Raw genomic sequence first — 13,496 nt, 5'->3', positions numbered from 1 at the left:
AATAGGGATGTGTTAAATAATTTGAGTACATTAATAAATGTAGAACTAGCCATTTTCGGAGAAATATTTAATCCAGAAGAGCTAACTAAACAATTTAATTTAGAACCAACGATGACTTATAAAAAAGGTGAGTTTATTAGAGGTAATTCGTTATTTATTCGGGAAGAAACAAACTGGAGTATTGAAACAGGGTATGAAGAATCTCTTAATGCAGAAGAGGTTGTAAAAAAGTTAATTTCCATATTGGAACATAAAAAAAATGAAATAATTAATATGCAAAGTAAACATAATCTAAAATGCAAATTATCTGTTGTTGTAAAAATAGAAAATAATGAAGTCCCTTCTTTATGTTTTGATCAACATACTATTGGTTTTATCAATAGTATTGGTGCGGAAATTGATATTTGTCTATACTTATTGTAAGTCTAGCGGTAGGATTAAAATATTTGTTAAATGATGCAATGTACCTTTGATAGTGTCTGCGATAAAATGTTTGCCCTAAGCATTAAATTGAATTCTACTTCTGATAAAAGATAGGGCCTTCCTTAAGAGGAGGGTTCTTACAAACTAATTGTATAGGTGAAGATGGACAACAGCAACCAGAAAGTAGCTTTTAATATTAATTGAAGATAGTCTCTATGAACGAAATGATTCTACTAGTATTAAAATAAAGAGTCTAACTTTATGGATAAGGAATTGAAGGCTAATACATCGTATAAATATGTAGTAACAGCGGTTGATTTAGCTGGAAATGAATCTAGTAGAAGTGATGTATTGGATGTAACAACAAAGGCAGAGGATTCCACATATGAAAAATGGGATGCGAGAAAAGCATATACTAAAGGTGATAGAGTAGTATATGAGGGGAAAGTGTATAAAGCAGTTCAAGGTTATCAAGGCAATGGTGACACAAATTGGATTTTTGCCCTATCGCTTTGGAAGCCAGTTTTGAGTAAATGATAAGCAGGAAAATGTAGTTAATATTTTTGGATTTTTCTTTGGAAATAAACGGCCGTTCAAAATATAAATTCTCAAATGGTTTAAATGATTTGCAAATAAATTTAATCTCCATCTATTGTTTACGAAATGAAATCGAAAAAGAATCCTAATGGTACTCCATTGGGATTCTTTATTTTCTAATTTGTAATAGCATAAATTTGCACAGTGAATTTGCTAGTGGCACCAATTGGACTTGCGATATAATATTTGGTATTTGTGTAAGCTTCAGTCCTAGATTCATGTGAAATATTTTTCCAACGAATAGAATCAGTACCTAGGGGAACATCAATCATTACATTGAAAGAGATAGTAGAAGGATGATCTTTTTCTGAAGGCACAATAACCCATTTCAATTCTTTGGTACCTACAGGTAAACTATCAATTTTAAAGTTTTGACTGGATCGATTTTTTTGTCCGGATAAAGGACTAGATATGGTTGCTTGTTTTATTTTATTGTAGGAATAATACATGTTTGCATAGGTAGTTTAATTCCTTCATTCATACAATATTATGGAAGAACCCCTGATCAATTAGGCGTTTTAATATTTTTTCAATTTACGGTTTTTTTATTTGGTGTTCTAAGTTCACCCATACTAGTAAGAAAGTATCATTATTTTAAAACAATAACATTAGGTGTTTTAGTAATGTCCATCGTTCTAGGAGGTTTTATATATATTAAAGAATGGGCATGTTTAACTGTTATTTGCTTTGTATTAGGGGTTTGTTAGAAACTACGGTGGGTTCCTTTATTATTTCAGCAGAAAGGAATAGTGCTGCTAAATTTAGCATTCTCGAAGTATGGTTTGGGGTTGGGACGCTAGGGTTTCCGTTACTAGTTAATTATATTATAAAATTTTATGAATGGTATTTTATTCTTTATGGGATATTACTATTCTTTATTTTTACACTATTTGTTTGGTACATGTTTGGACGTACAAAATTTCTAAATTTTTCTCCTCAAAATAATGGAAAGGGAGGAGCATCCCTTTCCTCATTTACTCTAAAATTTAAAAGATTACAGTTATATTATTCATTTCACTTTTTGCATTTTTATATGCAGGCATAGAAACTAATCTTGCAAATTTTTTATCTACAATAATGATTCTTACCGAGAATGAATTAATCAGTTCAGTAAGTATATCTTGTTTTTGGCTAGCAATAGTTATAGGAAGAATACTTGTAGGTAAGCTAGCCCATAAATTTAATTATTGGACATATATTACATCTAGTTGCTTTACATTAGTGATTCTTTTATCTCTATTTCCCTTTGTTCGAGGTACAGGTATGTATTTGTTTGTCATCTTCATTATTGGTTTAGTCATAGCGGGTGTTTTTCCAATAACATTAATCATAGATTCCCGTATTATGGAAAATAATATTGATCAAGTGACTAGTCTATTTATCGCATCGGCCAGTTTAGGGGGGGCACTAGTATCTTTCTTAATTAGCTGGAGTCTATCATTAAATACTATAACTGTTACTTTTGGGATATTTGCACTTTTTGCATTGAGTCTAGGTTGTATTATTTTAAAAATGAGGAAAATTGCAACTTACGGTAACGAAAGTGCCAAAAAGGTAGAAGGTATGAAAAATTTATAGAAAAAATTTAATAATATGAAAAAGTTAATTTTATTTGGAATTCCTAAAAAAGTTGATAAAGTTAAAAATTCTGTATTTGGGCTTTGTTTTATATATTGTGCTGTGTAATATATAAAACAGAGATACTTCAAAAAAAGATATGCAACAGTGACCAGTTCTCAGGTAATAAAAAGTTATTTTAATTAGCTTTTCAGATTAATCTAAGAGGGGTTTGTTATCGAATGGAGATAAAAATTAGTAAAAAGGATAAGATTGATATCTCTAAAAAATTAAAGTCTTTTTTAGCTGAACAATATTCACTGGAATTGGGTGAATACATAAGCTATGAGTTACTTGAATTCATAATAAAGGAATTAAATCCACATTTTAATCAAGTTACTAGGGATAGGTTGGAAATGTTGTTAAAGAATATAGAGAAAGATATATACAGTCAATAGACTTTATATGAGAATTGAAAAACTATAATATCATTTTTTTTAATTATAAAAGGAAATATGTTACTGAAAAGTAAGGAGACAATCCATTACTTTTCTAAAAAGCAATTAGATCCGTACAATGATGTATTAAAGTGATTCCGAAGGGATTTTGGATGCTGAAGAGAGTACAAGTGAGTTAAAAAAGAAAGGTGCGTAGGCGCCTTTCTTTTTTGAAGGAGATTTTTATATTTTGGGATAGCGCCACATCGCTATCAACTTAAGAAATTAATTGTTCCCTAAAACGAAAAAATAAACTAAATGTCCTTGGTTACCTATGAAAAGAATAAATTTTTGTTTTGGGAGTACTTCAAAATGTTAGCTTGATAGCGATGTGAATGGACCCCCCACTGATTAAAGTTACACTTCATTCCACGCCACTCTCTAAAATAGAAAAAGATACATTTTCACAATCAATTTCTGCCAACGCGCCGTAAGGTAAAATAAACTTCGGTTCAGTATGGCCGAAATTTAAATTATAAAGAATCGGTAAATCTTCTAAATGATGTTCCTTCATAACTTGCAGTATTTCATGTTTATATTCTTCATAATATTGTTCATCTTTCGGTTTACCGAAGATAATACCTTTTGCTTTTTGCAGAATGCCTTGCGCTGCATAATTTCGTAACCAATACTTTATATAACTTGGTTCTGGATGATCTTCAGAAGTTTCAAAGAAGAGAATACTATCCTCCCAATGTTTTCTCTCAGGCCAAAGCTCCGTTCCTTTTGCAAATTCCAGTACTTCAATGCAACCACCAATTAAGTGCCCTTGTACAGTGGTAGAGCCTTGAAGTAACTCATATCCATTGTTTTGCCGCATTGTACGCTTTGTATCCTTATTTATCTCTATCCATTCTAAACGCTCACTCGTCCATTCATGAGCTGGTTGAATTTCGCCAATCATTTCATTGGAAAAGAGAGTTCGATTTACCATTTCAATTGTATATGGATCCATCTCTACATTTTCAGCAAAATCCGTTAAAATGGCTGGACCGTAAAAAGAGGAAAGCCCTGCTTTATGACAAAATAAATGTGTAATAGTAACGTCAGAGTACCCCATAAAAATTTTCGGGTTTTCGCGTATCACATTAAAATCTATATAGGGAAGTAACCGGATGCTATCTTCACCACCAATATTCGCGATAATTGCTTTCACACGTGTATCTTTAAATGCTGTCATTATATCTTCCGCACGAGCCTCTGGATTGTTATAAAGGTATTCGCTACCATTTAAGCTATTTGGCATTGGGATAACCGTAAGACTAAAAACTTCTTCTAATCTTTTTACTCCTTGCTCATATCGCCATCTTATTTCAGCATCACCTGCTCCTCCCCACGAAGGACTTACTGTCGCTACGATATCTCCTGGCTGTAATCTCTTTGGCTTTATTAACATATGAATCCCGCTCCTACATAATGTAATGAACTACGGCTATACAAACCGTAGAGTTGAAGAACATTGTACATGACATTAGTTTCTCCGCCTTCAATAAGTTCACCTGCTGTAATTTGAGAATTTAGTATTAGTGCTGAATATAGGAATAATCTACAAATATTTTTTGCTAAAATTTATATTTGAAAATCACAGTATGCATCATTGCATGAGGAAAACGGTTGTTATTTTTATAACCTGTAACTATAATAATTACAGGTTGGTCGATACCAATCAAAAAAATAAAATCATCATGAATGGAGATGTTACATATGGGTATGAAAAAAATAATTTTAGCAGGTGCTTTAGGGATCGCAGCATTATCAGGAACAAATGTACCAGGATTAGAACTAACAAAAGCGAGTGCAGCTTCTATTGAATCGAATTTCTCGACGTTAGAAGGACGAGTAGTAGAAGTAGATAACGGTGTGATTGTTGTAAAATCTAAGCAATATGAGGAACCTGTTAGTGTGTATATTGATTCACTTTCAAACGTGAAAGTAGGAGATGAAGTAAAAGCTACTGGATCTATGATGCGTAATTTTACAGAATATATGGTTGCAACTGCAGTTGAAAATACAACAAACAAGTTAGGTATGCACATGAAAGAAGATGGCTCACCTAATTATGTAATTGGAGAAGTATCAAAAGTAGGAACGATGGAAGATGAGGGAGACGGTGCTACTAAATATGTTGTAGTTGAGTATCCATCGTTAAATGGGAAGAAAGATATTATTGATGTTTTCTTAACAAAGGGACAAGTATTTAATGTGGGTGAGAAAGTGAAAATTGATATGAAGTATGTAGGGTGGGGCGGAAGTTCTATTAACTGGAACACAGTTGACCATATTGAAAAAGTTCATGAAGCAAAGACGAACGTTGAAAATAATGATGATGTATGGATTTGGTCTTAATAAGGCGAGTATAAATTGTTATTTGCAATTTTCTCCAAACAATACATGTAAAAACTAAATGTATCATGCAGTACCCATCTCATTGCGTATGACAATTAGATGGGTACTTTTTTATTTGAAATTTGTGCAAGTCAATGTTTAGCATTTCTTTTTAAGAGTAAATTACGGTTGAAATCAAAACTTTATTTGCAGTACATAATAAATAATGTTGATTTTTTATCTTATATTAAAATAAAAACAAACCACTGTTCGATTTGAATATTCCACGATATAATGGTGAGAGTTTATGACAGAATAAATATTTACATAAGAAGTGAGGTACTGTATGAAAAAAAGAACGACAGACATTATTTTTATTATTATCGGTGCATTTCTTTTTGCGTTAGGTGTCAATTTGTTTGTTATCCCGAACGAGTTTGGTGAGGGCGGGGTAACAGGTATCACGATTATTACGTACTATTTATTTGAATGGTCACCAGGTTTAGTCAATTTAATTTTAAATGCGATTTTGCTAATAGTCGGCTATAAATTTTTAAATAAGATCACAACGATTTATACGATTATCGCTGTAGTTACGAACTCGCTATTTCTTCATTTAACAGAAGGATGGACGATTACTTCAGATGAAATGCTGGTAAATGCCATTTTCGGTGGAATATTTATAGGGTGTGGTATTGGTCTTATCATTCGCGTTGGTGGAACAACTGCAGGTACTACGATTTTAGCAAGAATGACGCATAAGTATTTAGGCTGGAGCATTAGCTATGGTCTACTGTTCTTCGATTTAATCGTTGCATTTTCATCTTATTTCATCATTGGTGCAGAAAAACTGATGCTGACAATTATTATGCTATATGTAGGAACGAAAGTAATGGAATTTGTAATTGAAGGTTTAAATCCGAAAAAGGCCATTACAATTATTTCTGATAAACCAGATGAAATTGCCGGGAAGGTGACTACTTTAATGGGTAGAGGGGTTACTGTGTATTCAGGTCATGGTTATTACACGAAAACTCCGAAGGACATTCTTTATGTTGTTATTAATAAGCAAGAAGTAGTGAAGCTAAAGCGGATTGTTCAAACTACGGATCCGGTGGCGTTCATCGCTATCCACGATGTTCGTGATGTGTTCGGAGAAGGATTTGTTGATATTTCGAAGGCTTAAAAATTGTTTTTGATTAAAATAATCTTAATACTAAAACGTGAGAATCTATTTTGAATAATCTTTTTTCAAAATAGATTCTTTTTCTTTTTCTTGCAAAAAATCCAATTGTTTTTTAATGTAGTGATGTAGAAGGATGAACGAGAGAGGGTTTAATGAAGATGATACATATTTTATTAGCTGATGACGATAAACATATTAGAGAGTTATTGCATTACCATTTAGAAAAAGAGGGGTTTAAAGTTTTTGAAGCTGAAGATGGAAAGGTAGCGCAAGAAGTATTAGAGAAGGAAAATATTCATCTTGCGATTGTAGACATTATGATGCCGTTTGTTGATGGTTATACGTTATGTGAAGAAATACGGAAGTATCATGATATTCCTGTTATTTTATTAACTGCGAAAGACCAGTTAGTGGATAAAGAAAAAGGATTCATTTCTGGCACAGACGATTATATCGTAAAACCATTTGAACCAGCTGAAGTGATTTTCCGTATGAAAGCATTGCTGCGCCGTTATCAAATGCTGAGTGCAGACATTATTACACTCCACAGAACGACAATTGATCGTAAAGGTGTTGAGGTGAAGTGTAACGGACAGACGATTTTACTTCCGTTAAAGGAATTTGAATTATTATCACAATTAGCTAGTTATCCTGGGAGAACATTTTCAAGAGAAGAGCTAATTGAATTAGTATGGGGAATGGATTTTGAAGGGGATGAACGAACGGTTGACGTTCATGTGAAACGGCTGAGAGATCGTTTCTCAAAACGAACGGATGATTTTCAAATTACGACAGTGCGCGGCCTCGGGTATAAGTTGGAGTTGAAATAAGATGAAATCACTATATTCTAGATTTGTATTTATGACGGTCGGCATTATGCTACTTAGTAGTATTATCGGCTTTTTATTAACGAACGTATATTATCAAGTGAAGTTAAAACCGTATAATAGTGAAAAGATTTTAAAGTATGCGGAAGAAGTTAAATCATTATATGAAAAGCAAAGTGAAGAAAATCAAGAGACGTATTTGCATTCTATTGCAAAGTTAGGGTATGAAATTTATATTGTCGATGATCAAAAGAATGGAAAGCGTATCGGTAATGCGTTTCGTAAGACGTCTATTAGCGATGCTACTGTTCATAAAGTATTGCAAGGAGAAACGTTTAATGGTGTTTCTACGTATCCAACGCGTCTTTTTATTACAGGATTTTTCGATAATGAATTAATAAATAGTGTTGGTGTACCGGTAAAGCACGGTGATAAACAGTACGCGTTATTTATTCGCCCCGACATTCAGAACCAATTTGGCGAAATGCGAATTTTCTTAGCGGTATTACTTGGGTTTATCGTACTATTAAGCATTATCTTTATAGCGATTGCAGCAGGTTATATCGTTCGCCCAATCCGTAAATTTACGAAGGCTACGCAAAAAATTGCGAGTGGGGAATATAAAATTGAATTAGACGTAAAACGAAAAGATGAAATAGGAACGTTATCTACAAGCTTCCAAAAGATGACGAAAAGTATTAAAGAACTAGATGAAATGAGACAAGAATTCGTTTCGAACGTTTCACATGAATTTCAATCACCACTTTCTTCCATACAAGGTTTTTCAAAAACGTTGCAAACAGAAAAGATGAGTGAGGAAGAAAGAAATCATTACTTACAAATTATTGAAGGTGAAAGTAAGCGAATGTCTAGTTTATGTAAACAGTTGCTTACGCTCGCTTCATTAGATAAGGAGGAAAAGGTTTTACAAATAAAAGACTTTTCCTTACAAAAACAAATTAAAGACGTCATTTTTATGCTTGAATGGAAATGGCGGGAAAAAGATATCGCCGTTGAATTTGATGTGCCGGACATTACAATTCAAGGTGATGAAAACTTACTTCATCAAGTATGGAGTAACATTTTCACGAATAGCATTAAGTTTTCAAACGATGGTGGAACGATTGAGTTTTTCGTGGAAGAGTTAGAGTCTAGCGTTATAATTTCTATATCAGACAACGGAATCGGTATGGAAAAAGAAGAAATGGATCGTATTTTTGATCGTTTTTATAAGGTGGATACAGCGAGAGCAAGAAACGTAGAAGGTAGCGGTTTAGGGTTATCAATCGTGCAGAAGATTGTTGAACTGCATAAAGGGACCGTTTCGGTATATAGCACGAAAGGGGAAGGGACGACTGTTCGGGTTGAACTTCCTAAATAGATGAAAGAGGCTGTTTGGGAACAGCCTCTTCTTTTTTTGTCACAAGTATACGTGTAAAATGAAAAAATATGAGTCATTTTAATTGCATAATCGGATGAGTTTATGGAGTGGGATTAGGAGGAAGTTTATTTAAAAATGTAGAATCTCTACAGAGTTAGAGGAAGTGTATTAAAACTTGAACTGTGTAGGGAGGAAATTACTTTGAAACGAATTGACTTGTTATTAAACGTACTAGATTCAACATTCGATAAAGAGAGTTGGTATGCACCGTTTAAACATGCTATAGAAGGACTTACAGCTGAACAGGCTATGTGGAAACCAGCTGGAGAGACAACGAATACCATTTGGGAGAATGTTAATCATCTCACTTATTACAAAGAAAGACTTGCTGCAAACTTGGAAGGACGTGAATGGACACATAATCTTGACGGTAATGACACCTTTTATCTGACTAAGCAATCTAATAATGATACGGAATGGAAGGAAGTCGTTGAACGCTCTGAAAATGCTCAGCGTAATTTAAGACAGGTATTAAGTGCAATTTCTGAAAGAGAGCTTGAACAAAATTCACTTGAAGGTAAATTACTGGACATCATGCTTCATGATGCTTATCATACAGGCCAAATTATTCAATTAAGGAAAATGCAGGGGGCATGGCCATCAAAGCGTTAACTGCCGTTTTAGGTTGGTGCTTTTGTTGAATAAAATTTAGATATTCAAACGACTTTATTATTATATTTTTAACCCCGTCCCAAATTTAGAACGGGGTTATGTTTGCTGGCTATAAAGCAGCACCTTTCCCGCGCTCCTCCCTAAACTGCACTCCAAAAGTATCCGCTGTAATCTCATCAGCTTTTGGCAATGCTCGTAATTTCGGATGAAGTAGCCATACGAGAGAAATAAATAAAATACCGATGCTAGCGAGTGCGAAAATGAGTTGGCTACTAAATACATTTGCAGTGTATCCGCCAATTAAAGAACCGATCGGCATAGCAATTGTGCTCATACTTCGCATGACTGAATTGATGCGGCCAATATATTGATTTGGAATTACAATTTGGCTAATTGTCGCAAATAATATGTTGGTTGCACCAATTGGAATCCAAGCTAGGCCGAATAAGAGAATAGATAGCCATTGAAACGGTACGATTGTAGAGAGAAACCAAAAGGTAGCGCCAGTCGCAAAGCCAATAATAGAGACACGGCCAACATTACGTTTACCAACCCATGAACTGAATAATGCACCGATGAGACTACCTGCTGATATAGCAGCTAAGAAGAAGCCATATGATTTCACGCCCCCTAAAGAATCAGCGAAAGAAGGGAGTATGGCCATCGTCATACCAATTGAAAAATTAGCGACAACGGAACCGATTAAGAATACGCCCATTAAGGAACGGAAGACGATTGAAAAACCTTCTTTTAAATCAGAGAAATATTGTTTAGTTGAAAGTGTTGTACCTGTTTCGGTTTGCTTTGGTATTTTCAATGAAAAGAACAAAAGGGCAGTAATCGCGAATGTGAAAGAGTCAATTACATATAAAGTGATCGCGCCAAATAGTGCTACTAATATTCCAGAAAGCGTCGTACAAATTAAATCAATGCCTTGATACGCAAATGAGAAGAGAGAGTTTCCTTTTAATAATTGTGTTTTATGCAGTAGAAGTGGTAAAGCTTTTGACTGTGCAGGATAGGCGAATTGTTCGATAAAGGCTACGATGGGCATGATGATGAGTAGTAGTTGGACTGTTAATAGGTCGAAGTAGTGTGTAATAGGAATGATTAATATAAGAATGCATTGCAAAACTTGTGTGATGACGAGGGTGTTTTTAATTGGCCATCTATCAACGAATGGGCCGGTAAGAAATTGTAATGCAGAAGGTAGTAACGTAAGGAAACCAGCCAATCCAGAATAAAAAGGATTACCACTTAGCTTATATACGAGCCACATTGCTGCTACGTAGTACAAGCTATCTCCTATGTTTGTAAAAATTCTCCCTAAAAATAATAAGAGGAAATTCCGGTTTTTCAATATGTCCATTTAATCTACTCCTTTATAAGAAATTTATTCGGTAAAATATATTTGACCGTTTATGTAAAAAAAAATCGTATTACGATTTTTCTTCTTCTTTAACAAATTGCTGCATTGTTCTCTCTGCGATTTGAAGTGCAGTAGTAGAAATGTAATAAGATTTACTATTTGGATCTTTATCCGCGTCTTTTGCGATTTCATTTAATTCAGCCATCAATTGATGAAATTTTTTCACCCACACTTGAAATTGTTCTGGCGTAGCATCAAACTCCCAGCAAGATGAAACGTAATTCCACTCAGCCGGGTCTTCACTTTCTTTTCTTAATGTAAAAGCTTCTTCGGGTGCAGCAAGAATATGACTTTTCGTTCTTTCCGTCATTTGTAAAAAGATTTGGCGACCTGATTCACTTACTATTTCTAAATGAGGTAATAGTTCGGCAGCAGGGGTAAAGCCTTTCGCGACAGATTGATAAAACTTTTGAATAATCCCATTCTTTTCTTCTGTATAAACGATCTCTATAAGACCATTCTTTTCTAATTCTTTTAAATGATAATGAATTTTCGCCCTTGAAATGCCGAATTTCTCAGATAGTAATTGTCCAGTATAAGGACGTTCGCATAGACGTATCATCATTTCGGCACGTAGTGGATCGCTTAATGCTTTTAGTTGGCTATAAGTAGTTAGTGTTAATACGGGCTTCAAAATGATCAACTCCTTAAATTAAATTACTCGGTCAATATTATTTGACTGAATTGTATCAAGGATCTCAAATATTTTCAATACTTTCTGAAAATTTAATCTTAATCTCTGTAATCTTCTGTTCATATTCCGTTCATATTTCTTTTTTATGATAAGTGCATAGAAAGAAAGAGGAAGGAGCGAGCGAAATGTTTTTAGCTCTGCGTGAATTAAAACAATCAAAATTAAGATACGGATTAATCGGATTGATTATGGTGTTATTATCATTTTTAGTCCTTGTTATTTCAGGATTAGCAAATGGATTATCATATGATAATGCTTCATCGATTCAAAATATGGAGGCAAATAAGTTCGTTTTAGCAGATGATGCGGAAAATAAATTACTTCGTTCACAAATTAAGAAAGACGATGTAGATAACGTAGTAAGTCAAGTAGGCGAGAAAGAGGCAGTTCCGTTTCGTGTGAAAGTTTCAACATATGAAAAGAAAGATAGCTCGAAAAAGGTTGATATCGCTATTTTCTCAAGCGAACGAGATTCATTTTTAGAACCGAACATTGTAAAAGGGGAGAAATTAGGTACAGCAAACAACGAGATGGTTGCTGATGAATCGATTAAAGAGAAGGGAATCGATATTGGAGATACAATTATCGATCCTGTTTCAAAGAAAGAATTTACAATCGTCGGATTTACGAAAGATCAAATGTTTAGCCATACACCAGTCGTTTATGTAAATGAAGACGTATGGGGATCTATTTCACAACCAAACCAAAAAGATTATAGTGCAATTGCACTTAACACAGATAAAGAAATTAAAAATGCTCACGTTATTGATAAAAAAGAAGTACTGCAAAGTATTCCAGGATTTAAAGAAGAGCAAGGAACATTAACGATGATCATTGCGTTCTTACTTGTGATCGCTGCGTTATTAATTGGTGTATTCTTCTATGTTATTACACTACAAAAAACACAGCAATTAGGTGTATTAAAAGCAATTGGTACAAAGAACTCATATTTAGCAAATAGCTTAGTCGTACAGGCGTTATTCTTATCAGTCGTTGCGATGGTAATTAGTATCGTTCTTGTACAAGGGTTAGAACAAATTTTACCAGCGGGTATGCCGTTCTTATTAACAACACCGATGATTGCACAATACGCAGCAATCTTTATCGTAATTAGTATTTTAGGAACACTTATTTCGTTATACCAAGTATTAAAAGTTGATGCATTAGAAGCAATTGGAGGCGGGATGTAATGACTTCATTATTGAAATTAGACAAAGTAAGTAAAGTGTACGGAGAAGGGAATACGGAAGTAACAGCCCTTCATCCGATGTCGCTTGATGTGAAAGCTGGAGAGTTTATCGGAATCGTCGGTCCTTCTGGATCAGGGAAAAGTACATTATTATCAATCGCGGGTGCACTATTATCACCGTCAAAAGGGGATATTTACATTCGTGAGCAAAATATTACGAAGCTATCAGAAAAGGAAATGACAGACATTCGTTTGAAAAAAATCGGCTTCATTTTCCAGTTCGCAAATCTTGTTCCATATTTAAATGTGAAAGAACAATTACTTTACATTGCTAAGTTAAAAAAAGAAAGTAAACAAGAATCAGAAAAGCGTGCGGATCATTTATTAGCGGCATTTGGATTAGGAGAAAGAAAAAATCATTATCCAAATCAACTATCTGGTGGGGAAAAACAAAGGGTAGCAATTGCTCGTGCGTTCATGAACAACCCAGATTTAATATTAGCGGATGAGCCAACGGCAAGCTTAGACTCAAAACGCGCACGTGAAGTTGTTGAAATGATGAAACGTGAAGTGAAAGAGAGCCAAAAAGCAGCAATTATGATTACACATGATGAAAGAATGCTTGATGTATGTGATCGTATATTGACGCTTCGAGATGGACAGTTAATATAAAAAAAGGAAAACCGTACATGTATGTGCGGTTTTCCTTTTTTTAATGG

General features: G+C 34.1%; 12 protein-coding genes and 4 pseudogenes. 12 read left to right on the top strand and 4 right to left on the bottom strand.

What is annotated here, in order from left to right; genetic code table 11:
- Window positions 1-21 precede the first annotated feature (21 nt).
- Together DN401_RS14220 and DN401_RS14215 are read left to right on the top strand one after the other, a co-directional pair.
- Window positions 22-423 (top strand): DUF4279 domain-containing protein, encoded by a 402-nt coding sequence (locus DN401_RS14220; RefSeq protein ID WP_000105603.1) that lies wholly within the window; start codon window positions 22-24, stop codon window positions 421-423.
- A 252-nt stretch (window positions 424-675) separates the two neighbouring features.
- Window positions 676-960, top strand: a pseudogene (locus tag DN401_RS14215) (carbohydrate-binding protein); the annotation flags it as partial.
- Between the two features lie 176 nt (window positions 961-1,136).
- Here DN401_RS14215 and DN401_RS14210 read toward each other — a convergent pair.
- Window positions 1,137-1,439: pseudogene (locus DN401_RS14210) on the bottom strand (hypothetical protein); the annotation flags it as partial.
- A 36-nt stretch (window positions 1,440-1,475) separates the two neighbouring features.
- Between DN401_RS14210 and DN401_RS14205 the strand changes: the two are divergent.
- The 3 genes and pseudogenes from DN401_RS14205 to DN401_RS14195 form a co-directional block, all read left to right on the top strand.
- Window positions 1,476-2,598, top strand: a pseudogene (locus DN401_RS14205) (MFS transporter).
- 221 nt (window positions 2,599-2,819) lie between these two features.
- Window positions 2,820-3,035, top strand: coding sequence for a DUF2164 family protein (locus DN401_RS14200; RefSeq protein WP_000403244.1), 216 nt, complete (start codon window positions 2,820-2,822; stop codon window positions 3,033-3,035).
- A gap of 24 nt (window positions 3,036-3,059) precedes the next feature.
- Window positions 3,060-3,170 (top strand): annotated as a pseudogene (locus DN401_RS14195) (HXXEE domain-containing protein); the annotation flags it as partial.
- A 268-nt stretch (window positions 3,171-3,438) separates the two neighbouring features.
- Here DN401_RS14195 and DN401_RS14190 read toward each other — a convergent pair.
- Window positions 3,439-4,470, bottom strand: coding sequence for a S66 family peptidase (locus DN401_RS14190; protein ID WP_098212721.1), 1,032 nt, complete (start codon window positions 4,468-4,470; stop codon window positions 3,439-3,441).
- Window positions 4,471-4,778: 308 nt separating this feature from the next.
- Here DN401_RS14190 and DN401_RS14185 point away from each other — a divergent pair, with 308 nt between their 5' ends.
- The 5 genes from DN401_RS14185 (at window position 4,779) to DN401_RS14165 (ending at window position 9,465) form a co-directional block, all read left to right on the top strand.
- Window positions 4,779-5,420 (top strand): F0F1 ATP synthase subunit alpha, encoded by a 642-nt coding sequence (locus DN401_RS14185; protein WP_000525486.1) that lies wholly within the window; start codon window positions 4,779-4,781, stop codon window positions 5,418-5,420.
- 325 nt (window positions 5,421-5,745) lie between these two features.
- Entirely contained in the window at window positions 5,746-6,585 is an 840-nt protein-coding gene (locus tag DN401_RS14180) for a YitT family protein (RefSeq protein WP_000747502.1), read from the top strand.
- A 152-nt stretch (window positions 6,586-6,737) separates the two neighbouring features.
- Window positions 6,738-7,415 carry a response regulator transcription factor gene (locus DN401_RS14175; RefSeq protein WP_179953573.1) on the top strand — a complete coding sequence of 226 codons (678 nt, stop codon included), beginning with the start codon at window positions 6,738-6,740 and terminating at the stop codon, window positions 7,413-7,415.
- A 1-nt stretch (window position 7,416) separates the two neighbouring features.
- Window positions 7,417-8,793 carry a sensor histidine kinase gene (locus DN401_RS14170; protein WP_000839519.1) on the top strand — a complete coding sequence of 459 codons (1,377 nt, stop codon included), beginning with the start codon at window positions 7,417-7,419 and terminating at the stop codon, window positions 8,791-8,793.
- Between the two features lie 201 nt (window positions 8,794-8,994).
- Complete coding sequence (locus tag DN401_RS14165; protein WP_000821001.1) at window positions 8,995-9,465, top strand: DinB family protein; 471 nt, start codon at window positions 8,995-8,997, stop codon at window positions 9,463-9,465.
- Window positions 9,466-9,574: 109 nt separating this feature from the next.
- Here DN401_RS14165 and DN401_RS14160 read toward each other — a convergent pair whose 3' ends face one another.
- Together DN401_RS14160 and DN401_RS14155 are read right to left on the bottom strand one after the other, a co-directional pair.
- A complete protein-coding gene (locus tag DN401_RS14160; RefSeq protein ID WP_098212722.1) occupies window positions 9,575-10,834 on the bottom strand; it encodes an MFS transporter in 1,260 nt (419 codons plus the stop codon).
- A 70-nt stretch (window positions 10,835-10,904) separates the two neighbouring features.
- On the bottom strand, window positions 10,905-11,528 hold the full coding sequence (locus DN401_RS14155) for an ArsR/SmtB family transcription factor (protein ID WP_000805787.1): 624 nt from the start codon (window positions 11,526-11,528) through the stop codon (window positions 10,905-10,907).
- A gap of 185 nt (window positions 11,529-11,713) precedes the next feature.
- On the opposite strand from DN401_RS14155, the gene DN401_RS14150 reads away from it, so the two are divergent.
- Window positions 11,714-12,778, top strand: a complete 1,065-nt coding sequence (locus tag DN401_RS14150; RefSeq protein ID WP_000477773.1) for an ABC transporter permease — start codon at window positions 11,714-11,716, stop codon at window positions 12,776-12,778.
- Entirely contained in the window at window positions 12,778-13,449 is a 672-nt protein-coding gene (locus tag DN401_RS14145; protein ID WP_000202606.1) for an ABC transporter ATP-binding protein, read from the top strand. The genes DN401_RS14150 and DN401_RS14145 overlap by 1 nt, the downstream gene beginning before the upstream one ends.
- Window positions 13,450-13,496 lie beyond the last annotated feature (47 nt).

It is taken from the genome of Bacillus sp. BF2-3 (assembly GCF_008368795.1).
GTDB lineage: Bacteria > Bacillota > Bacilli > Bacillales > Bacillaceae_G > Bacillus_A > Bacillus_A cereus.
The sequence above is the reverse complement of the archived record's forward strand: the minus strand, read 5'-3'. Positions and strand labels throughout refer to the sequence as shown.